Here is a 20,831-nt window from a genome sequence, read left to right as displayed (position 1 = left end):
GACCGTATTGTTGGACGTCCTAGTATTTGTCCATGAGCTTCCCTCTCTACGCGCCCGCCGAAGAGCACCTGATGCTGCGCGAGACGGTCAGGGCCCTTGCCGACGAGAAGATCGCCCCGCACGCCGCCACCGTCGATGAGACCGGCGAGTTCCCGTGGGACGCCTACAAGGCCCTCGTGGCCTCCGAACTGCACGCCGTGCACATCCCCGAGCAGTATGGCGGGGCCGGCGCGGACGCGCTCGCGGCCGTGATCGTCATCGAGGAGGTCGCGCGGGCCTGCGCCTCCTCCTCCCTGATCCCCGCCGTCAACAAGCTCGGCACCGTGCCGCTGCTGCTGTCCGCCTCCGAGGAGCTCAAGCAGCGCTACCTGGCGCCCGTCGCGCGCGGGGAGGGCATGTTCTCCTACGCCCTGTCCGAGCCCGAAGCCGGCTCCGACGCGGCGGCGATGAAGACCCGGGCCGTCAAGGACGGCGACCACTACGTGCTCAACGGCACCAAGATGTGGATCACCAACGCCGGCGTCTCCGAGTTCTACACGGTCATGGCGGTGACCGACCCGGAGGCCGGAGCCCGCGGCATCTCCGCGTTCGTCGTCGAGAAGGCCGACGAGGGGGTCTCCTTCGGCGCCAAGGAGAGGAAGCTCGGCATCAAGGGCTCGCCCACCCGCCAGGTGATCTTCGAGAACGTCCGCATCCCCGCGGACCGCATGATCGGCGAGGAGGGCACCGGCTTCAAGACCGCCCTCGCCACGCTCGACCACACCCGCATCACCATCGCCGCGCAGGCGCTCGGCATCGCGCAGGGCGCGCTCGACTACGCCATCGGCTACGTCAAGGAGCGCAAGCAGTTCGGCAAGCCCATCGCCGAGTTCCAGGGGCTCCAGTTCATGATCGCCGACATGGCGATGAAGCTGGAGGCCGCCCGGCAGCTCACCTACGCCGCGGCCGCCAAGTCCGAGCTCGCCATGCACGGCGAGCGGGTCGCCGACCTGACCTTCTTCTCCAGCGCCGCCAAGTGCGCCGCCTCCGACGCCGCCATGGACATCACCACCGACGCCGTCCAGCTCCTCGGCGGCTACGGCTACACCCGCGACTACCCGGTCGAGCGCATGATGCGCGACGCCAAGATCACCCAAATCTACGAGGGCACCAACCAGATCCAGCGCATGGTCATGGCCCGCCAGCTCCTGAAGTAGGCCACCGAACAGCACGAACCCGGTCCGGACGAAGCTTTCGGACCGGGTTCGCGGTGTTAATGGAAGATCTTAGGGGAGCGCTTGTTCCGTCCCTGTTCCGTGGGACGCCGCGCGTGGACGGAACAGGCGGTCGTCTATCGCCTTACGAGCGCGAGCGAGCCTTACTCGCAGGTCTTTCCGGCCGGGGTGCAGAGCTTGACCTCGGGGTAGCGTGGCGACGGTTCGTCCAGCAGGGGTTGGCGCCCGGTATGCAGGTGCAGGTCGAAGAAGGCTCGGACGTACGTGCGGGTGATCTCTACGGACCGGGCCGCGGACAGATCGACCCGTAAGTCGAGGCCGAGAGCACCCGACAGGAGCGGCAGATCAGTGAAGGACTGATGATCCGCGCCGGGCAGTACGAGCCAGCGCTTCCACCCGGTCATGAGTTTCCAGTCGCGGTCCCACGAATTGTCGCTGCCTCCGGGCGGGTGGCCTGCCGCGCCCATGAACAGAAACGGCCGCGACAGCCCGCTCTTCGGGATCCGGGCGTAGGTGGTGCCGTCCATGTTGATCCCGGCGCGTACCCGGGAGTCCTTCAGCATGGCCGCCAGGGTGGCGGCTCCTCCGATCGACTGGCCGGCCATCGCGATCTTGGATGGGTCGATCAGGGAGGAGCCCTCCCACTTCGCGCTCGACCCGGTCAGCTGGTCGAGCACGAAGGAGACATCGGCCGCCCGGACCCCGACCACCTTTGTGCCGAAGCCGGAGTCCGAGTCGCTGTCGCACGCGACGCATTCGGCGACCCGCCCGCCGGGGAAGGTCGTCGCGTAGTTCTCATACGTATGGTCGATGCCGGCCACCACGTACCCTCTGCTGGCCAGTTCCTCGGCCAGGGCCGTGAGCGTGCTCCGGGGCGTGGTGAACCCGGGAGAGAGCACCACCAGGGGCAGGCTGCCCTTGCGCCCTGCTGGTTTCGCGTCGGTGAAGGCGTTGGTGCGCGTCTTGTTCAGCACGTCATACGGCACGCCGGTCACCCTCTTGCCCTTCAGGGTGAGTTCCGACTCCTTCGACGTCATGTATTGGGCACGCTGCCCCTCACGCGTCTGTGTCGGGTACCACAGGGTGACCATGAGTTCCCTGGCCTTCGCTTCGGGCACCCACGGGTCGGGGCGAGAGGTGTCCTTCAGATACAGGGCGGTGGCGCCGACCGGATGGTCGCCGGTGGGCGCGGGCAGGGTGGCGGGGCCGGTGGGCGTGGCCGAGGGGACGGCGGAGCGGGGCGGTGTGGGTGCGGAGCAGGCGGACGCGGCCAGGACGGCCAGTCCCGCGGCGACTGCCAGGAGGTGTCTCATCGAAAGGTCCGTTCACTTGTGCAGCAAGGCCAGGGCCTTGGCCAGGGCGGGGTCGTGCCCGGCGGCCGCGTCCTTGGGGGTCAGGGGCACGTAGTGGTCGGGTGGCACGCCGATCCGGTCGATCACTTCGCGGTTAGGCCCGAGGTGGTGTCTGGTGGGGAAGCCCAGCGTGGTGTTGTTGCTGAGCAGGTACCCCTGCGCCGGGCCGGAGATGACCCCGGCGGTCCTGGTGCCGACCAACTGGCCGATGCGCAGGTCCTTGACCGCGGAGCTGAAGTGCTCGCAGGCCGAGGCGCAGCCGGCGTCCGTGAGCACCACCAGCGGCAGGCCGACCAGCTCGACGGTGTCGTCGGTCCGTGAAATCTGGCACTTGCCGTCCACGGTGCACTGGTAGGCGGTGACCTTGCCGTGAGCGAACGCGCTCACCAGCCGGGTCGCCTCCGTGGGGCTGCCGCCGCCGTTGCCGCGCAGGTCCAGCATGACGCCGGTCAGCGTCCGGCCGGTGCGCAGCCTGGTGATCGCCCGCAGGACCCGGTTCGCGGAGTCGGGGGCGAATCCGGTCATCCGTACGTAGGCGATGTCGTCGTCCAGCAGCTTCGACTGCACCGCTTGCAGGGCGGCCGGATCCCGCGGGTAGAGGCCGGGCTTGAGCGTCACGGTCCAGCGGCGGCCGGTGCTCTGCCGCAGGAGCCGCAACTGGACCGGCCGCGCTTCCGGATACTGGGGGTAGAGGGCGTTGATCGCGGGGCTGGCCTGGCCGTCGATGAAGGGCGCCGATCCGTTGATCGATTCGATGAGGTCGCCCGGACGCAGCCCGGCCGCCTGCGCCGCGCCGCCTTGCACGGTGGTGACGAACAGCGGGGGGAGAGTGACGCCGGGGTCGCCGTCCGCCTGGGGACCGTTGACGTTCGCCGCAAGTCCCAGGCCGTAGCCGTCGCCGTCGTAGTAGTCGAGCGGCCGCTTGACGTCGTGTGCCCAGCGGGCGTGATTGTCGCCGAGGCCGGCCACGATGGCCTCGAGGGTGACGATGGCCAGCTTGTCGCGCAGGCCGGGGACCTGGTCGGTGATCTTCCGGTAGGCGGTCTCGAAGGCCGCCCAGTCGGCTTTGCGGTCACCGGTCAGCGCGGGCATGGTGGCCCCCGGCAGGTCGCGCCCGTCGCGGTTGAGCTCCTGGGTCAGGGCGACGAATCCGGCGGTCAGGAGCGAGCGGGCGTCCAGTGTGGCGCCGCTGTAGTAGTTGCCGAGGATGCAGAAGTACGCCTGCTCGATGACGTCGATCGTGGTGGGCGTCTCCGCTTCGGGGGGCCGTACGGGCCGCGCGCAGGCCGTACTGGCTGCCGTGCTCACCTCGCCGCGCGGCGGCGCCGGCGCCGTGCAGGCCGCCGCCAGGAGGAGGGCGAGCCCGGCGGCCGCGATCCTGATGATGGTCATGACAGGCGCCTGCGGATCCACCAGAAGGACAACCACGTGAGGCCGAGGGTGAGCAGGGCGTAGATCCCGGTCTCGATCCACTGGAAGGGCCAGAAGCGCTCCAGGGGCTGGTAGGTCGCCTGCTGCCGGTAGCCGAGCCGGTTGACCTCCGTCGGGCACGCGCTCATGCCCTGCTGTCCCGCCGGTGAGCAGGGTCCCGACGTCGTCGAGACCTGGACGATCCCGACTCCGGGTTCGGGGCTGGTGGCCGGACGTCCGGACGAATCGACCAGCTTGCTGGACAGGACCCAGGCGCCCCCGTGGCCGGGAACAGCATCGCTCAGGCGAACCTCCACATATCCGCCTCGGTCCCGGTTTATGCCGAAGCCGTCCACGTTCACCGCGCTGAGCTCGAAGGTCGAGGTGACCGGGGGCATCAGGTGGGGACGGACCAGCAGCGGCATGGCGAGCTGGATCGCGACGAAGACGGCCAGGGTGAGGGCCATGGCGGGCAGCGTGCGGCGCACCAGCATGCCCACGGTCACGCCGAGGACGAAGGCGAAGGCCGCATATCCCATGGGGGCGATGCCGCGCGCGCTGAACACCAGGGGACTCATCAAGGCCAAGCCCGCCGGGGCCGACTTGTCCAGGGGGTCGGACCACCAGGTCACCGCGAGGCCGCACACGCCGGCGGCGGCCATGGCTACCAGGCCGGTGAGCCCGAGCTTGATCGCCAGCCAGCGGCCGCGGGTGATGCTCTGGTTCCACACCAGCAGGTGCGTGCCCGCCTCCAGCTCGCGCGTGATCAACGGTGCTCCCCAAAAGAGCCCGACCAACGCCGGCAGGAGCAGCACCACGAGGCTGACCGCCATGAACGGCAGATCGTACGCGCCGAAGAAGCGGTCGTAGAAGCGGCCGCAGGTGTCGTCCTGGGCACAAGCGGCGATCCCGGCGGTGTAGTCGGAGGCCAGGTCGGGGCCGGTCAGGGCCAGGGCGACGGCGAGGATGACGAGTACGGCGGCCATCATGGCGGCCGAGCCGCGCAGCTGGCGCCAGGTCAGCCAGATCATCGCTGCACCTCCAGGGCGGCGCGCCGGTTGTCGGCGGTGCGCTTGTCCATGTAGGCCAGGACCAGGTCCTCCAGGCTGAGCTGGGTGACCGTCCAGGCGGGGTCGTGGATCGGCGTGTCGGTACGGACCACGTAGGTGCTCTGCCGGTCGGTGTGGCTGGCGGAGATCACGTGCTGGTCGGCGGGGAGCCGGTCGGGGTCGCGGCGTGGGCCGGTGAGCCGGTGATGGGTGGCCAGCAGCCTGTCGACCTCCCCGGCCACCTGCACGCGGGAGTCGACCAGGACGATCAGGAAGTCGCAGACCCGTTCCAGGTCTGAGACCAGGTGGGAGGAGAGCACCACGCTGAACTGGTGCTCGACGGTGGCCTCCATCAGGTGCTGCATGAACTCGCGGCGGGCCAGCGGGTCGAGCGAGGCCACGGGTTCGTCCAGGATCAGCAGCTCGGGCCGCTTGGCCAGGCCCAGGGTGAGGGCGAGCTGGGCGCGCTGGCCGCCGGACAGCTTGCCCGCCCGTTGGGCGGGGGCGAGGCCGAGCTGCGCGATGCGCTCCCGTGCCATGGCCTCGTCCCAGCGGGGGTTGAGCCGGGCGCCTAATCGCAGGTGATCGGCGACGGTCAGTCCCGCGTAGACGGGGGTGTCCTGGGCGACGAACCCGACCCTGGCCAGCTGCGCGGGCGTGCCCGCGGGCCGGCCGCCGAGCACGGTGACGCCGCCCGCACTCGGTTCGAGCTGACCGCAGGCCAGCTTCAGCAGCGTCGTCTTGCCGGCTCCGTTGGGACCCACCAACCCCACGACGTGGCCCGCCGGGATGTCGATGGTGCACTCGCGCAGCGCCCAGCGCTTGCCGTACTTCCTGCCCAGTGCCTGGGCTTCTAGGACAGAGGTCACGCTATGTCCTCCTGTGCGGTGGTCCGAAAGGTGGTCATGAAGAGGGCCTCGATGCTTTCGTCGTCGAGGCCGGCCAGGCGGGCCTTGGCCAGCCAGCGCTGCAACTCCCTGCGCAGCGGGGCGTGCGCGGCCAGCGAGGCGTCGGTCAGCGTCTTCGTCACGAACGTCCCGACCCCCGGCCGGGCGGCCGCCAACCCCTCGTGCTCGAGTTCCCGGTAGGCCTTGAGCACCGTGTTGGGATTGATCGCCAGCCGCGCCACCACCTCCTTGACCGTCGGAAGCCGATCCCCCTCACGCAGCAGACCGAGCCGCAGCGCCTGCCGCACCTGCTGGACCAGCTGCAGGTACGGCGAGACGCCGGACCGGCCGTCCAGATGGAACTCGATCACCGTTCCTCCATCTATCTAGGCTGCTAGCACTTTAGGCTCTTAGGCGTTAAAGGGCCATAAGGATCGCTGCGGCAGACCGTCGCACGGCGGCGGCAACCGACCCGGAGATCGCCCGCGGGTACCGGCCTGTGCCCGTGACCGCGCTCGGCTGCCGGAGCCGGGAGCCTGGTGTTTCTCGCTTACGGGCGGCTTACGGGCGGCTTACCGGCGTGCTGGGAGTGTCCGGGCATGTCTTCGGTTGATCCCGGCATGTCCTCAGGAGGCGCGGCGGGCGGCCGGCGGACGTGGCTGATCGCCGTCGCGGGGCAGGTCGCGGTGTTCGGGCTGGTCGTCGGCCTGCTCGACCGCACCGCGACCACCTCCGCGGCGGCGCGCATCCAGCGGACCCTGGACATCGTCACAGCCATGCGCACCCGGCGGATCACCGGCGCGGTGCGGGCAGAACTGGCGGGGTACGCCGAGCACGCCGCGGCCGGCGGCCGGCCTGCGGTGTACTTCTTTCTGGTCGCCACGGGGCTGTTCACCTGCGTCACAGCCCTGCTGTGGCGTGGATCGCGCAGGGGGAAGGCCGCCGGCCTGCTGCTCGCCGGCATGCTCACCCCGCCGTACCTGGGCGGCCTCACCGCGCTGGCACTCACGGGGCCGCCGGCGGACGCCTCCGTCGCGCGCTCACCCGAGGCACGCGACTTTCTGGAGCTTGCCGTGCCGGACTGGTACACCCCTGCCCACGCGGCGGTGCTGGGCGCGGCGGCCATGGCGCACCTGGTGACCGTCTTCCTGCTGACCCGGCCCGCGACCACGGGGTGGCGTCCGGCGCCGGTCTCCCGGGCGGCCCGGACGATCCTGGTCCACCTGCCGCTGGCGGGCGCGAACGTCGCGGTGCTGAACTTCGTGGCAATCGGCCAGGCTGAGCGGATGGCGCGGGAAACCGTGCGCGGCCCCGACGGGGAGCAGTACGCGGGGGTGGGCGAGTTCTACATGGAGCAGGCGACCAAAGTGGCGTGGAACTTCGCCGTGCTGTTCGCCGCCGCCGCGGCGGTCACGCTGGTGCTGGCCGCGGTCGCGCGGCGGGCCGGGGTGAGCGCGCCCCTGCTCGTCGCGCACGGCGTGGCGGGGCTTCCGTACCTGCTCCTGCTCGTGGCGGCGGCGCCGGCCTCGCCGTTCATGCTGAGCGGGGCCAGCGGCGAGCCCGTTCCGGAGGTCCTGCACTCCGGGCCGGCCTGGTACATGCCTGCGGTCGTGACCCTTACCTCGCTGGCCGCCGTCGCCTTCATCGCCGGGCAGGTGCTGCTGATCCGGGGCACGGCCGGTCGGAAGGGCAAACCGGGCACAGCCCTTGCGTTCGCCGGTTCTGGACCTGGGTCCGGCACCGGGTGAACCCGGGCGTGCGCCGACTCCTTGCCGCAGTCGGAACTTGACTCTAGGGTGCGGGGACGACCACCGGGACCCGGGCATCGAGGAGCGGGTGCTCACCGCCGCCCTCACCGTGTACGGAGAGGTCGGGGGCGGCCGCTGGATCGTGCAGGCCGCCCTCGACCGCGGCGAACTGCCACCGGGCACCTCCCCCGACCTGATCGTCGACGCCATCATGGGCGGCGTCCTGCGACTCATCGTGCTCACCCCCGGAACGCAACGTGCCGCCATCCACGCCGACCGCGACAAGCACGCCGCGATCATCGTCTCCGTCCTGCGGGCCATCAGCCGGTAGAGACACCGCTGATCTCCGCGTGACCCACCACCTCCGCGAACGCCCGGCCTCGCAGGCCGCGGGTTCAGTGCTTCCAGCGGGTGCGTGCGGCTATTTCCTCGGGGGTGGCTCCATCGAAGAGGGCGATTTCGCCGCGGCGGACGGTGGCGACGGTGTCGATCAAGGCCTGGCCCAGGGCGTCCTTCAGCACGGCGTCCGTTTCGAACGCCTGGAGTGCCGCGCCCAGAGAGGAAGGCAGGGGCGCGATGCCGCGATCTCCGCCCAGGGAGGCGGGGTCGACCTCGACGGACTGGGGGAGCGTGCCGCCATCGGCGAGGCCCGCGCGGCCCGCGGCGATAAGTGCCGCCATGGCGAGATACGGGTTGGCCGCCGCGTCGAAGCACTTGACCTCCAGGTTGGCCGCCTGGGGTCGCTCGCCGGTCGATCCGGTGACGAACCGCATCGCCGCCTCGCGGTTCTCCAGCCCCCAGCACGCGAACGCGCCCGCCCAGTGGGACGGGATGAGCCTCAGGTAGCTGGCCACCGACGGGGCGCCGATCGCGAGCAGGGCCGGCAGCCGGGTCAGGATGCCGGCGGCGAATCCCTCTCCGGCGGCGGTGAGGCCATAACGGCCCTCGCCGCCGGCCATCAGGTTGACGCCGTCCCGCCAGAGGCTCAGGTGGACGTGGGCGCCGTTGCCGACCCCGTCGGCCAGCACTTTGGGGGAGAACGTCGCGCGCAGATCGTGACGCAGGCTGACCGCGCGTATCGTCTCGCGGACCAGGACGGCGGTGTCCGCCGCCCCGACGGGATCCTCGGCCGCGACCGAGACCTCGTACTGGCCGGCGGCGTACTCAGGATGGATCTGCTCCACCGCGACGCCGGCCGCCGTGAGCGCCTCGACCACGTCACGCAGGTAGCCGGAGCGTTCGCTGAGCCGTGTCATGCCGTAGGCGGGGCCGGTGCACGCGGGCACGAACTCGTCGCCACCGCCGATGGAGGCGGCCCACTCCACCTCGAACGACGCCCGGACCGACAATCCGTCCACGGCCAGCCGATCGGTCTCGCGCCGCGCCAGATATCGGGCGTCCAGGGGATGGGGCACGCCATCCTGGTCGTACCTGTCCGCGGGCGCCCATGCCCAGCCGGGAAGCGCGGTCAGCACCGCGAGCCGGTCGAGGTCCGGGTACAGGCGCAGGTCGCCGACGGGCCCACCGGCGAAGCGGCCGCTGACGATCGAGTCGTCCAGCAGGAAGGCGTCGAACACCGGCGAGGCGCCGATGCCCCAGGCCGCGGCGTGCTCCAGGCGCGCGAGCGGTACGGCCTTGACCCTGGTCACGCCGCTGGTGTCCACCCAGGTGACGGCGACCCCGGTCACGCCTCTGGCGGCGAGGTCTTCGGCCGCCTTCCGCGCGGCTCCGGCCCGTCGTGCGCGCTCCTGCTGATCCATTCCGCTCACCTCCGCACCCCCAGTGTCGTCCTGCCGGAGCTCTGCCGCCGGCCACAGGAGCCATGGTCGGGCACGTCCGTGTCGACCGGGAGCCCCGATAAAGACGTTGATGCCGCGGCCTTCGCCTGGGCATGCTTGCGGGCATGAGCGGATCACCGTCCTCGCGCATCGCCCCGGAGGTCATGGGGCACTACTTGCAGGGCAGGGAAGACGGCCGGCTGCGCTCGGGCCGTAACCGGCTGGAGTTCTGGCGCACGCAGGATGTGCTGCGCCGAGTCCTGCCACCCGCGCCGGCCCGCGTGCTCGATGTGGGCGGTGCCAGCGGGGTGCACGCCGAGTGGCTCGCGGCCGACGGCTACGACGTCGAGTTGATCGATCCGGTGCCGACGCACGTCGAGCAGGCCGGGCGGCTGGCCGGGGTCGTGGCGCGTCTCGGCGACGCGCGGGCGCTGGAGGCCGCGGACGCCTCGGCGGACGCCGTCCTGCTGCTCGGCCCGCTGTACCACCTGACCACCAGAGGTGACCGGGTACGTGCGCTGGCCGAGGCGCGCCGGGTCGCTCGCCCGGGCGGGATGGTCGCGGCGGCGACCATCAGCAGATGGGCCGCCGTGCACCACATGATCCGGCTGGACCGCTACACCGACCCGGCCGTGCGCGAAGTCGCGGACGAGTGCGCGCGCACCGGGCTGTTACGGGAGAACGACGGCGTGGGCTTCACCACCGCGTACTTCCACGACTCCGACGAGATCATCGGCGAGTTCGCCGACGCGGGGCTGCCCGACGCGCGGCGCCATGCGCTGGAAGGGGTCTTCGCCCTCTACGCCGACATCGACGAATGGCTGGACGATCCGGAGCGCAGGGCGCTGCTGCTGGACGTCGCCCGCCGGTCCGAACACGAGCCGACCCTGCTGGGCGTCGCCGACCACATGATCACCGTCGCGGTCGTGCCCTGACACGTCGCCGGCGGACGGCTCCGGCGCGTCAATTCTTCCTTTTCAGGACTTCCAGCATGTCGTCGATGCTCGCCTTGGTCATGCTGCGGGGCAGGGCGGTGATCCGTGCGGCCATGGAGTGGCTCTGGCCGGGGTTGGCGTGGTAGGTGATGCCGCACGATACCGCGCCGACGCTGTTCATCCGCATGACGATCGTGCGCTTGCACGAGCCGATCGGCGAGCCGTCCAGGCGGAAGGCGATGGTGACGTCGATGGCGACCTTCGGCTTCAGCCGGTGGTCGGGATCCTTGCCGAGGAGACGGTTGCCGAGCCGCGCGTGGGCGGTGCAGGCGGAGGAGTCGCAGGGTGAGAGGCTTCCGGTGCCCTTCACCTGGATGCTCACCTGCGAGTCGATCGAACTCCGCAGCTGCCCGATCTTGGCCTTAAGGCTGCCGGCGGAGACCTGCGCGTCTTGTGGGCTCAGCGCCGTCAGGTCGAGGTGTCCTCCAGCGAGCCGGCCAGTGGACGGCCGGGAAAGCGCCGGCTGAAATGCCGGACGACCCTGGCCGGCGACGTCCGTGATGCCGGGAATGCCGGGATCCTTGCCGCCGCCCAGCCCACCGCCGTCGCCGCCCGTCTTCGGCAGCTCGATGCGGACGATGCGATAGGGCGGCGTGGTGGTCATGTGGACCCGGCCGATCGGAAGCAGGAGCACCTGTGTCGGGACTCCGTTGACCTGCTTGCCCGGCTCCGGCGCGGCGTGCGGTGTCGTCCCGGGCGGGTTGACCATCTGTGCCAGCTTGGACGGGACGAGGGTGTCGAAGGCGGTGGCGGTCGTCTTGCCAGCGGGGATCTTGACCCACTTGCCGAGGTAGTTCTTGGCGATGGCCGCCGGGACGCCTCTGGCGGTCCAATAGCCCAGGTTGCCCTTCAGGAACGTCTTCTTCGACGAGAAGTCGTCCACGGACAGCACGTCCACCTTGCTGCCCTTCACGGTCAACCTGCCGTAAGCCGCTCCCCCCTTCATCACCGTGACATCGAGACCCACGCTGGTGCTCGCGCCGCCCAGCGTGCCCTTGTAGCGGATCGCGGGGAGGCCGGAGAGGTTGGACACCGCTTCGCGGAGCTTGGCCGCAGTGTCCGGGCCCGTCGGCTTGGCGACCGGTGTGGGGGTGGTCACGGTGGCGGCGCGGTTCGAGATGACGGTCACGACCCCGACCCCGACGCCGCCGGCGACGACGAGGCAGGCCAGCACGATCGCGCCGCCTATGAGGAGCCCGCGCCGCCGCCGCGGGCCTCCGGGCGCGGGCGGTACAGGTCCGCGGGGCCCGGGCATGGTCTGCCACGGAGGCGTGGCGCCGTAGGGCGGCTGGGCGGGAGCCCCCGGCGGACCGTACGGAGGCTGCCCGCCGCGCGGAGGCTGCTGGTGGTGCGGAGGCTGTGCGCCGTAGGGAGGCTGTGCGCCGTGCGGAGGCTGGCCGCCGTGCGGGGGTTGCCGGCCGTACGGAGGCCGGCTGCCGTACGCGGGTTGTCCGCCGTAGGGAGGTTGCCCGCGGTGCGGGGGTTGCTGGCCGTACGGAGGCCGGCTGCCGTACGCGGGTTGCCCGCCGTGTGGAGGTTGCCCGCCATACGGAGGTTGTCCGTCGTGCGGGGGCTGGGCGCCGTGTGCGGTCGGGCCGCCCGGGAGCGGCTCGTTATGCGGTCCTGTTTCTCTCGGATCGTTCATGGCGCTGCCTGATTCTCCCTGAGCGGGTACATCGTGCGACATGCGGTCAGTACCTGCGTACGGCGGGATGGAGCAGATGAAACGAATGCGAGGTATCACTTCCGACCACTAACAGGTGTCGATCTTTACGGGCCTGACCTGTCCAGGTCAAGGGGATAAGTGCTTATAGCGAGCATTGGTAGTAGTTAGGATGATTTGTCGATCTCTGGTATGCAGTGCCCGATCCATCGAGCGGCACGGACAGGAGCCGGCCGGTCGCGTTCACCGGCCGGGCCGCACGACATCCGTCGTGACCAGGCTTTTCGGGCGTCCACGCGGGCAGGCGCGAAGGCGCGGCCACCTGCAGGGCGGCCAGGGGGCCGGCGGTAGCCTTGTGCCCGGTCGCAAGCGGAACAGCAGGGGGCAGGGTGAAGCTTCTCCACTCCGGGAAGGTCCGGGACGTCTACGAGGACCGAGGGGACATCATCCTCGTGGCGTCCGATCGCATCTCGGTCTACGACGCGATCCTGCCGACGCCGATCCCCGACAAGGGGAAGGTCCTGACGCAGCTGTCGCTGTGGTGGTTCGAGCAGCTCGCGGACGTCGTTCCCAACCACGTGATCTCGGCGACCGACGTCCCCGAGGAGTTCGCGGGCCGGGCCGTGCGCTGCCGCAAGCTCGACATGGTGCCCGTCGAGTGCATCGCGCGCGGTTACCTCGCCGGGCTGGGCCTGAAGGAGTACCAGGCGAGCGGCTCGGTGTCGGGGGTGGCGCTGCCGGCCGGGCTCGTGGAGGGCTCCAAGCTGCCCGAGCCGGTCTTCACGCCGACCACCAAGGCTCAGCTCGGCGCGCACGACGAGTTCATCACCTACGACGACGTGGCCGCCCAGGAGGGCGCCGAGACCGCCGAGGAGCTGCGGCGACTCACGCTCGAGGTCTACCGTCGCGGTTCGGAGCTGGCCGCCGAGCGGGGCATCATCATCGCCGACACCAAGCTCGAGTTCGGCCGGGCGGCCGACGGCACTCTGACGCTGGGCGATGAGGTGCTGACGTCCGACTCATCGCGGTTCTGGCCCGCCGACCAGTGGGAGCCGGGCCGCCCGCAGTTCGCCTTCGACAAGCAGTACGTCCGCGACTGGGCCACCGGCAGCGGGTGGGACAAGAAGGAGCCCGCGCCCGAGCTTCCCCAGGAGGTCGTCGACGTCACCCGCGCCCGCTACCTCGAGGCGTACGAGCGCATCACCGGCAAGTCCTTGTAGCCGGAGCCCTCAACTCGCCGTGGCCGCGCGGCCCTCAACGTGCCCCGTCGCGCCCATACAGTGCCCGTGTCAGGGGCGCCATCCCCCCATGATCCCGGATTCGCGGGGTTCTGTCATGGGTCGATGGGGGGCCGTGCCGGGGTGCGATGGGGGAGGCGTCAGGGTCGGGTCGGGGGTCATCCCTGATGGGGGCGGGCGGGGGCGCGGCCCATCATCGGAGCATGTCGATTCGGTCATTCCCCACCCCCCGTGACGTCTACATCGGGATGTCGTTCGTCGCCGCGCCGCTTCTCGTCCTGGCCTACGGGATCCTCCGGTTGCTCGACGGGATGGACGGCGTCCGGGGGCCGGGCGTCGCCTGGACCACCGGCCACGTGGCCTTCCTGATCGGGCTGCTGCTGTTCGGCCCCGTCGTCCTCGGCCTGCGCCGCATGGTGACCGGCCGTACCACCGGCCTGAAGCTCACGGCGACCGGGAGCACGGTGATCGCCCTGCTCGGCCTGGCGGCCTCGGTGGGGCAGATCGTCATCGATCTCGTCGTGGGCATGCGCGCGGCGGACCATCCGGAGATGAGCCGGCTCTTCGAGCAGGTGCAGGGCTACGCCGGGGTGAAGCCCGCGTTCTACACCGTGGGGCCGGTGCTGTTCTACGTCGGCCTGCTCGCCCTGGTCGTGCTGCTCGCGATGGCCAAGCCGCCACGGGTCGGCGGCTGGAGCCCGGTCCTGATCGTGGTGGGCACCACCGTGATGGCGGTCGACCTGGATCTGCTCCCCATCGGCGCCGTGTGCTACTGGCTCGCGCTGGCCCCGCTGGGCTGGCGGGTGGCCCAGGGCGAGGCGCAGCACGGCCCGGTGGACCGCGCCGACCGGCCCGCCCTCGCGTGAGTCCCGTACCCCGTCGGGCGCTGTCTCGCGGACGGGGAAGGGCGGGCCGCGGGCGCGGCTGGACGGTGGGTCAATTCTTGCAGATGTTCTCGGTGGCGGTCTTGGCGATCGGGGTCGTGGTGGCGGAGGGCGTGGCCGTGGGGGCGGCCTCCTTGACGGTGACCTTCTTGGTCCCCTTGTACTTGGAGCCCACGACGACCTCGATGCCCGGGACGTCGGCCTGGCGCAGCTCGGCTCCGGGGATGGCGGCGGCGACGGTGCGGGCGGAGTCCTCACGGCCGGCCGGGTAGCGGACGAGGGTCTCGACGTGGTTCCTGGGCGTGGTGTCGCCAGGGGAAGACGGCACCTGGAACCCCACCTTCAGCAGGTCGGTCTTGGTCCGCGCGCCGAGGCCGGTGATGGCGGTGCCGTTGACCACGCGGACCGCGATGCGCGAGGGCGCGACGGTGAGCGCGGAGGCCGATGACGTCGCGGAGGGCGTCGGGGTGGCGCTCTTGGCGGTGGCCGGCTTGACCAGCGGCTCGTCGGCCGCGATGCGCCTGAACAGGTCGCGGGCGGCCGCCTTGTCCCACAGCACCGCCGACTCGCCCGTGGGGGCCTGGTAGTTCACGTCGGCCAGCGGGACCGTGGTGAAGGCCACGTCGTCGGTGGACACGTCCTTGAGCTGGTCGGCGAGGCCGAGCAGGTCCTTGGCCAGGGCCTGGTCGACGGTGAGGGTCTTGAGGGTCGAGGAGACCAGCCCGGTGAGCTTCGCGGGGTTGGCGAGGGTGCCGCCGCTGAGGGCCCGCTGGAGCAGCGCCGAGATGACCTGCTGCTGCCGGTCGATGCGGTCGAGGTCCGAACGGGCGGTGGCGCGGGTGCGCGCGTAGAACAGCGCCTTCACCCCGTCCAGCTCGTAGGTGCCGGGCTGGAGCTTGAACTTCGTGTGCTGGTCGTCGATGGCGACCGGGGTGCACACCGAGACGCCGCCGAGGGCGTCCACGACGTTGATGAACCCCAGCACGTTCACTTCGATGTAGTGGTTGATCGTCAGCCCGGTCGCGTTGCGCACGGTGCGGACGGCGAGCGGCGCGCCGCCGAGGGAGTACGCCGAGTTGATCTTATGGGTGCCCTTGCCCGGGATGTCGACCCAGCTGTCGCGGGGCAGGCTGACCACCGTGATCTTCGAGTGGTCCTCCGAGAGATGGATCACCATCATCGTGTCGCTGCGCTGGCCGACCTCCCGGCCGAGGTGGAGCTGGTTCTGCTGCCGCCGCGTGAGGTCGTCCCGCTTGTCCACCCCGACGAGCAGGATGTTCATCGCGCCGCGCGCGTCCGACTCCGTCGTGCCCGCCTCGACCGACTTGATCTGGCTGGTGGCGTAGCTCGACAGGAACCACAGGACGCCGGAACCGAGCAGCACAGCGCTCGACAGGGCGCCGGTGACGATGACGGTGCGCGCGCTCGACCGTGCCCGCTTCGTGCGGCGCTGGGACAGCCGGACGCCGCCGTACGCGTCGCCTCCGACGTGGACACCAGAGTCGTCGTCGGTCACGTGGTGGCCCCCTCCGCCTCGAACGGTCACCGGTGAGGACGCTCGCGCCGCCCGATGGGTTGCCGTCCCCACCCGCTCGTACAGTAGCGTGAGCGCCGCCATGAAGGAGTTCCCCGACTCGCCCCGAACCAGCCAGACCACACGAGTCTGGCCGCCGATCTCGGTCGTCATGCCGGTGCTCAACGAAGAGCGCCACCTGCGTGAGGCCGTGCGGCAGGTACTCGCGCAACGTTACGACGGTCCGATCGAGGTCGTCCTCGCCATCGGCCCGTCCCATGACCGCACGCAGGAGGTGGCCGACGCCCTCGCGGCCGAGGACCCCCGCGTGACGGTCGTGCCCAACCCCACCGGACGCACGCCGAACGCGCTCAACGCCGCGATCACCGCGTCCCGCAACGGGATCATCGCCCGCGTCGACGGGCACGCCATGCTCCCGGAGGACTACCTCCAGGTGGCGGTCGAGACGCTCGAACGCACCGGCGCGGACAACGTGGGCGGCATCATGGCCGCCGAGGGCGTCACGCCGTTCGAGCAGGCCGTGGCGTGCGCGATGACCTCCAAGATCGGCGTGGGCAACGCGCGGTTCCATACCGGAGGTGAGCCGGGCCCCGCCGACACCGTCTACCTTGGAGTCTTCCGGCGGGAGGCGCTGGAGCGGGTCGGCGGCTACGACGAGCACTTCCAGCGCGCGCAGGACTGGGAGATGAATCACCGCATCCGCGAGACCGGCGGCCTGGTGTGGTTCCAGCCGCGCATGCGCGTCTCCTACCGGCCGCGGCCCACCGTGAAGGCCCTGGCCAAGCAGTACTTCCACTACGGCCGCTGGCGCAGGGTCGTGGCCCGTACCCACGAGGGCACGATCAACCTCCGCTACCTGGCCCCGCCGCTCGCGGTCGTGGCGATGCTGCTCGGTCTGGTCGTGTCGCCGTTCTACTGGCCGGGCCTGCTGATCCCCGGCGCGTACATCGCGGCGATCCTCGCCGGCTCGCTGGTCACCGGTCGGGGGCTCGCCCCGGGCGCCCTGCTCCGGCTGCCGGTGGTGTACGCGACCATGCACATCTCGTGGGGCTGGGGCTTTCTCACCAGCCCGCCGAGCCTCGGCAAGCCGCCGCGGGGGACGGCCTCAGGCCCCGGCGGCCCGGGGCTCTAGGCCTGGTCGCCGCGGACCGGCCAGGGACCCGGGGTCAGGCCCGCGGCTCCAGGGCCGAGGCCGCACGCTGGAGCGCCGCCCTGTCGGGCGTCCTGTCGAGCGCGCGGTTGACCGCGTCGTCGAAGCGCGTCATCGCGTCAGGATGGTCGGGGCCGAGCAGGTAGCTCTTCATCCTGCGCCGCGCCCTGGCCAGGTCGTCCTCGCCCGTGCCGCGCGGCTGGGCGAGGACGGACGGCAGCTCCCGCAGGTCCGGGCCGAGCAGGTAGGCCGCCTCCGCGCTCGGGTACCGCTCGCGAAAGACGTGGCCGGCCATCCCGGCCACGTTCGTCACGGCGTACGGCTTGCCGCCGGCCACGAAGTCGGCGACCACGCTGGAGATGTCGGTGATCAGCAGGTCGCAGTCGTTGAAGCAGGCGTACAGGTGCGGTTCTGGACCGGTGACGATCCGGTGCCCTGCCTCCGGCGCCGCGGCCTCGATCATCGCCACGATCTTCCGGTGCGCGGTCCCGGCGCGGGGGTCGCGCTCGCCGGTGAGCGGGTGCGGCTTGTAGATCAGCCGCACGGCGGGGAGGTGCCCGAGCAGGGTCCGGACGATGCGCGGCCCCATCGTGATGAGCGAGGTGTGGAACAGGTCCTCGGTCCAGCCCTCCCAGGTGGGTGCGTACAGCACGCTGAGCGCCTCAAGGCCCGGCCCGCTCCGCCGGATCCCCGACAGCTGCGGGCGGCCCACCTCGACGATGTTCTCGTCGCGCACGCCCACCTGGGCGCGCAGGTAGCGGTCGCGGCCCGCCGGCCCGGCCACCCACACCTCGTCGTACACCTTGGAGAAGGGGTTGAACGACGCCTCCTTGTCGCTGTCGCCGTGGCCGATGAACACGCTGCGCAGGCCCGGCACGCGCAGCAGGTGGATGTTCTTGCCGACGTTGGAGGCATAGAGGGCCAGGCGGGCGCCGTCCAGCCCCCGCAGGTTCATCAGGTCGACCGCCGAGGGCACGCACAGCACCGGGAGGGGCGTCGGGCCGAGCAGCGGAAGCAGCTCGCGTTCGCGCAGTACGACGATCGTGCGGCGGGAGAGCCGCGCCAGCGTGTCCAGCCACATGGTGGCCTGATAGACGGAGGTCGGCGCGCCGGAGAAGTAGAAGATCACCTCCGGGCGGTAGGCCTGGACCTGCCGGTCCACCACGCCGATGACCCGCTCGCGCCTCGCCAGCGGCGCGGCGAGCCGCGCGAGCGGCAGCGACAGCAGCAGCGCCGCGACCTGGAGCACGATGGCCGCCCCGACGCCTCCTACGCCCAGCCCGGTCAGGCTCGGCCCCGCCCCGCTCAGCCAGGAACCCCCCGCCGCCGCGCCGGCGCCGTCCGCTCCGAGGCCGGGGACGTACCGGCCGGTGATCGCACCCACGGCGATCGCACCGACGGGCAGGACGCCCGTGGAGAACAGCCGCACGCCGTGCCGGCCCGCGAGCCCGCCCAGAGGCTCCTCCGGGATCCGGAGATCGGACACATCGAGATTCCTCGTCATCACCGGCATGCGGTTCAGGCAGTGGTCCAGGTACACCGCCGCGCCGGCCTGCGCGGCGCGAAGCGCGTGCACGAGCAGGAGGCCACAGCAGAGCAGGACGAACCACCCGGAGCCGGCGCCTTCCACGCGGGCCACGAGCAGCACCGCGGCGATCTCACGGGCCAGGAAGCGCACGCTGAGCCCGAGGTGGAGCCGGCCCAGCCGGTCGACCACCGGCAGTGCCAGGCGCCCCGCCGCCACCTCCGCCCCGTACGACACCGCCGCCGCGACGGCGAAGCCCGCCGGGAACGGATACAGGGCGGTGAGGAACAGCGCCGGAAAGGACAGCAGGAGCAGCCCCCCGAGGAACGCTCCACGCACGTTGCGACGCACCCACCCCATCGACGGCCCCCCGGTCGTGTCCCCCGCGATGATGGTCCCGTACCCAGTCACGGCGTGTGACCTACCCGCCACACCGTGCCAAAAGGGGAGGCGAGGGCGCGCGGCCGGTCAGGGGGTGCGGCGGACGTCGATCACCTGGCCCGTCAGGCCCGAGATGAGCAGGTCGATAGAGGTCTGCGCGACCGCGCGAGGCGACAGCAGCGTGGCGGGCGGCTCATCACCGAAGGCGCGGGCCCGCATGGGTGTGCCGGTGCGCTCGGGGTTCACGCAGTTGACGCGCACGCCGTACTCGGCCCACTCGTCCGCGAGCGCCTGCGTCAGGTTCACCACGGCCGCCTTCGTCGAGGAGTACAGGCTGTAGTCGGCGCGGCCCCGGGTGTAGGACGAGGAGGTGTAGAGCAGCAGGTGGCCCTTGGTCTCGCGCAGATGCCGGATCGCCGCCCGGGCGATGTTGACCGGCCCGAGGTAGTTGACGCCGACGGTCTCCTCGACGGTCAGGTCGTCCACCTCGCTGAGCTTGCCCATGTGCAGCACACCGGCGGTGTTCACGACGTAGTCGATGCGCCCGCTGTCCTTGGCGGCCTGGTCCAGGGCATCGGACACCGCGACCGGGTCCTCCACCCGCACGCCGTTCTGGCTGCGCGAGAACGAGTAGACGCTGGCGCCGTACTCGGTCGCGAGGTCCACGATGTCGGCGCCGATGCCGTAGCTGCCGCCGAACACCACCGCCGTCTTGCCCGCGAGCGCCCTGCGGTACGCGGCGGGACCCGAGGGCACCGGCGCGGTGTTGGAGGCGAGCTGGAAGAGCTTGTCGGCGATGTAGACGTCGACCGGGTGCGTCACCTTCATGTTGTGCTCGCTGCCCGGCACGATGTAGATGGGGACGTCCGGGAGGTAACGCAGCACCACGCCGCAGTCGTCGGTCGCCGGCTGCTTCTCGAACTCCGGGTCGGCGAAGGCGCGCTCGTACGCCTCCCTGATCACCGAGAGCCGGAAGCACTGCGGGGTCTGGCCGCGCCGCAGCCGGGAACGGTCGGGGATGTCGCGGATGATCTCCCCTCGTGGTCCGGGCACGGCCACCACGACCGTGTCGGAGGAGGGGATCGCGACGTCCACGGCCGAGTACGTCCTGAGGGCTTCGACACACTGGGAGATGATGCGCGGCTCGAGCAGCGGGCGCACCGCGTCGTGCAGGAGCACGTCGCACTCCTCGGGGCCGAGCGCCAGCAGGGCCCGCCAGGTCGACTCGGTACGGGTCGCGCCGCCCTCCACGATCTTGCTCACCTTGTGGAAGCCGCCCCGCTTCACGATCTGCTCGACCTCGGCCGTGAAGCCGGGGGCCATCAGGACGACGATCTCGTCGATCTCCGGCGCGCCGTTGAAGACGGTGAGGGTGTGCTCGATGATCGGGCGCCCAGCGATCTTGAGAAGCTGCTTGGGGGTGTTCAGCCCGACGCGTTGCCCGATCCCGCCGGCGAGGACCACCCCGACGGTCCGCAGGCGTGGTTCCTGTGCGGCCAAAGTAGGACTTCCTTCTGTTACTCGTTCACGGCTGACCTTACTGACCCCTACCCGGCACCACCGCCCCCATCACAAGCGGCATTCATCCATGGACTCTGCGTCATCCCCCTGGGAACGATCGTCGGAGCTGGGTGCGTCAGCCGTAGGCGGCTGCGACTCACCTGAAGTGTCGGTGTTCGGCGTGCGCGGTCGCGGCCTGGACGCTAATGTGTTCGAGTAATCGACTGGCAGCAGAGCGTCACCAAGGTGGGGGTGGTTTGGCATGAGGTCGCGGTACAACTTCCGGCTCTACCCTGACGCTGCGCAGCGGCTGTATCTGGCGAAGATCGGCGACGTGGAGGTCCGCTGGTCCCGTGCGCTGCCCGCGGTCCCTTCCTCGGTGACGGTGATCAAGGATGCTGGGTTTGCGATATCTCGATCGTGATGCTCGCCATACTCCGACCCTGGCCCCGCCCGGAATCTACGATGCGCAAGCGGCGTAGCGGAAGCGGTAAGCCCTCCACGGCGACGTGGGGGACTCCCG

Annotated in this window: 18 protein-coding genes; 8 read left to right on the top strand and 10 right to left on the bottom strand. The window is 70.9% G+C overall.

Annotated elements, in window-relative coordinates:
* The first annotated feature begins 32 nt into the window (after window positions 1-32).
* Complete coding sequence (locus tag MYF83_RS19185) at window positions 33-1,196, top strand: acyl-CoA dehydrogenase family protein (protein WP_248961838.1); 1,164 nt, start codon at window positions 33-35, stop codon at window positions 1,194-1,196.
* 161 nt (window positions 1,197-1,357) lie between these two features.
* On the opposite strand, the gene MYF83_RS19180 is transcribed toward MYF83_RS19185, so the two are convergent.
* Genes MYF83_RS19180 through MYF83_RS19160 form a run of 5 tightly spaced genes read right to left on the bottom strand, consistent with a single transcriptional unit; the run spans window position 1,358 to window position 6,283 of the window.
* Window positions 1,358-2,527 (bottom strand): alpha/beta hydrolase family protein, encoded by a 1,170-nt coding sequence (locus MYF83_RS19180; protein ID WP_248961837.1) that lies wholly within the window; start codon window positions 2,525-2,527, stop codon window positions 1,358-1,360.
* Window positions 2,528-2,539: 12 nt separating this feature from the next.
* Entirely contained in the window at window positions 2,540-3,958 is a 1,419-nt protein-coding gene (locus MYF83_RS19175; protein WP_248961836.1) for a S41 family peptidase, read from the bottom strand.
* Entirely contained in the window at window positions 3,955-5,007 is a 1,053-nt protein-coding gene (locus tag MYF83_RS19170) for an ABC-2 membrane transporter-related protein (protein WP_248961835.1), read from the bottom strand. Before MYF83_RS19170 ends, MYF83_RS19175 begins: the two co-directional genes overlap by 4 nt.
* A complete protein-coding gene (locus tag MYF83_RS19165) occupies window positions 5,004-5,894 on the bottom strand; it encodes an ABC transporter ATP-binding protein (protein ID WP_248961834.1) in 891 nt (296 codons plus the stop codon). Before MYF83_RS19165 ends, MYF83_RS19170 begins: the two co-directional genes overlap by 4 nt.
* On the bottom strand, window positions 5,891-6,283 hold the full coding sequence (locus MYF83_RS19160) for a GntR family transcriptional regulator (protein WP_248961833.1): 393 nt from the start codon (window positions 6,281-6,283) through the stop codon (window positions 5,891-5,893). The genes MYF83_RS19165 and MYF83_RS19160 overlap by 4 nt, the downstream gene beginning before the upstream one ends.
* A 228-nt stretch (window positions 6,284-6,511) precedes the next feature.
* Here MYF83_RS19160 and MYF83_RS19155 point away from each other — a divergent pair, with 228 nt between their 5' ends.
* Together MYF83_RS19155 and MYF83_RS19150 are read left to right on the top strand one after the other, a co-directional pair.
* Window positions 6,512-7,660 carry a hypothetical protein gene (locus tag MYF83_RS19155; RefSeq protein WP_248961832.1) on the top strand — a complete coding sequence of 383 codons (1,149 nt, stop codon included), beginning with the start codon at window positions 6,512-6,514 and terminating at the stop codon, window positions 7,658-7,660.
* Window positions 7,661-7,697: 37 nt separating this feature from the next.
* On the top strand, window positions 7,698-7,991 hold the full coding sequence (locus tag MYF83_RS19150; RefSeq protein WP_248961831.1) for a TetR family transcriptional regulator C-terminal domain-containing protein: 294 nt from the start codon (window positions 7,698-7,700) through the stop codon (window positions 7,989-7,991).
* Between the two features lie 64 nt (window positions 7,992-8,055).
* On the opposite strand, the gene MYF83_RS19145 is transcribed toward MYF83_RS19150, so the two are convergent.
* Complete coding sequence (locus MYF83_RS19145; protein ID WP_248961830.1) at window positions 8,056-9,420, bottom strand: glutamine synthetase family protein; 1,365 nt, start codon at window positions 9,418-9,420, stop codon at window positions 8,056-8,058.
* 143 nt (window positions 9,421-9,563) lie between these two features.
* Here MYF83_RS19145 and MYF83_RS19140 point away from each other — a divergent pair, with 143 nt between their 5' ends.
* Window positions 9,564-10,373: a class I SAM-dependent methyltransferase gene (locus tag MYF83_RS19140; RefSeq protein WP_248961829.1), complete on the top strand. Its 810-nt coding sequence runs from the start codon at window positions 9,564-9,566 to the stop codon at window positions 10,371-10,373.
* A 28-nt stretch (window positions 10,374-10,401) separates the two neighbouring features.
* Here MYF83_RS19140 and MYF83_RS19135 read toward each other — a convergent pair whose 3' ends face one another.
* Entirely contained in the window at window positions 10,402-11,607 is a 1,206-nt protein-coding gene (locus tag MYF83_RS19135; RefSeq protein WP_248961828.1) for a hypothetical protein, read from the bottom strand.
* Between the two features lie 878 nt (window positions 11,608-12,485).
* Here MYF83_RS19135 and MYF83_RS19130 point away from each other — a divergent pair.
* The gene (locus tag MYF83_RS19130; protein ID WP_248961827.1) at window positions 12,486-13,316 is read left to right on the top strand and encodes a phosphoribosylaminoimidazolesuccinocarboxamide synthase; all 831 of its coding nucleotides are present in this window, start codon (window positions 12,486-12,488) and stop codon (window positions 13,314-13,316) included.
* Between the two features lie 221 nt (window positions 13,317-13,537).
* Window positions 13,538-14,200 (top strand): hypothetical protein, encoded by a 663-nt coding sequence (locus MYF83_RS19125; RefSeq protein ID WP_248961826.1) that lies wholly within the window; start codon window positions 13,538-13,540, stop codon window positions 14,198-14,200.
* A gap of 70 nt (window positions 14,201-14,270) precedes the next feature.
* Here the strand turns inward: MYF83_RS19125 and MYF83_RS19120 are convergent, their stop codons facing one another.
* Entirely contained in the window at window positions 14,271-15,734 is a 1,464-nt protein-coding gene (locus MYF83_RS19120) for an LCP family protein (protein WP_248961825.1), read from the bottom strand.
* 88 nt (window positions 15,735-15,822) lie between these two features.
* On the opposite strand from MYF83_RS19120, the gene MYF83_RS19115 reads away from it, so the two are divergent.
* Window positions 15,823-16,884, top strand: a complete 1,062-nt coding sequence (locus MYF83_RS19115) for a glycosyltransferase family 2 protein (protein WP_504974231.1) — start codon at window positions 15,823-15,825, stop codon at window positions 16,882-16,884.
* 34 nt (window positions 16,885-16,918) lie between these two features.
* Here the strand turns inward: MYF83_RS19115 and MYF83_RS19110 are convergent, their stop codons facing one another.
* On the bottom strand, window positions 16,919-18,838 hold the full coding sequence (locus MYF83_RS19110) for a CDP-glycerol glycerophosphotransferase family protein (RefSeq protein WP_248961824.1): 1,920 nt from the start codon (window positions 18,836-18,838) through the stop codon (window positions 16,919-16,921).
* A gap of 57 nt (window positions 18,839-18,895) precedes the next feature.
* Window positions 18,896-20,308: a bifunctional cytidylyltransferase/SDR family oxidoreductase gene (locus tag MYF83_RS19105; RefSeq protein ID WP_248961823.1), complete on the bottom strand. Its 1,413-nt coding sequence runs from the start codon at window positions 20,306-20,308 to the stop codon at window positions 18,896-18,898.
* Window positions 20,309-20,570: 262 nt separating this feature from the next.
* On the opposite strand from MYF83_RS19105, the gene MYF83_RS44330 reads away from it, so the two are divergent.
* On the top strand, window positions 20,571-20,732 hold the full coding sequence (locus MYF83_RS44330; RefSeq protein ID WP_372500193.1) for a helix-turn-helix domain-containing protein: 162 nt from the start codon (window positions 20,571-20,573) through the stop codon (window positions 20,730-20,732).
* Window positions 20,733-20,831 lie beyond the last annotated feature (99 nt).

This window comes from Sphaerisporangium perillae (assembly GCF_023276435.1).
GTDB classification, from domain to species: domain Bacteria; phylum Actinomycetota; class Actinomycetes; order Streptosporangiales; family Streptosporangiaceae; genus Sphaerisporangium; species Sphaerisporangium perillae.
The sequence above is the reverse complement of the archived record's forward strand: the minus strand, read 5'-3'. Positions and strand labels throughout refer to the sequence as shown.

Excerpts from the sequence above, each read along its gene's own strand:
- MYF83_RS19185 (WP_248961838.1), top strand. The coding sequence starts at position 33 with ATGAGCTTCCCTCTCTACGCGCCCGCCGAAGAGCACCTGATGCTGCGC.
- MYF83_RS19180 (WP_248961837.1), bottom strand. The coding sequence starts at position 2,527 with ATGAGACACCTCCTGGCAGTCGCCGCGGGACTGGCCGTCCTGGCCGCG.
- MYF83_RS19175 (WP_248961836.1), bottom strand. The coding sequence starts at position 3,958 with ATGACCATCATCAGGATCGCGGCCGCCGGGCTCGCCCTCCTCCTGGCG.
- MYF83_RS19170 (WP_248961835.1), bottom strand. The coding sequence starts at position 5,007 with ATGATCTGGCTGACCTGGCGCCAGCTGCGCGGCTCGGCCGCCATGATG.
- MYF83_RS19155 (WP_248961832.1), top strand. The coding sequence starts at position 6,512 with ATGTCTTCGGTTGATCCCGGCATGTCCTCAGGAGGCGCGGCGGGCGGC.
- MYF83_RS19145 (WP_248961830.1), bottom strand. The coding sequence starts at position 9,420 with ATGGATCAGCAGGAGCGCGCACGACGGGCCGGAGCCGCGCGGAAGGCG.
- MYF83_RS19140 (WP_248961829.1), top strand. The coding sequence starts at position 9,564 with ATGAGCGGATCACCGTCCTCGCGCATCGCCCCGGAGGTCATGGGGCAC.
- MYF83_RS19125 (WP_248961826.1), top strand. The coding sequence starts at position 13,538 with ATGTCGATTCGGTCATTCCCCACCCCCCGTGACGTCTACATCGGGATG.
- MYF83_RS44330 (WP_372500193.1), top strand. The coding sequence starts at position 20,571 with ATGAGGTCGCGGTACAACTTCCGGCTCTACCCTGACGCTGCGCAGCGG.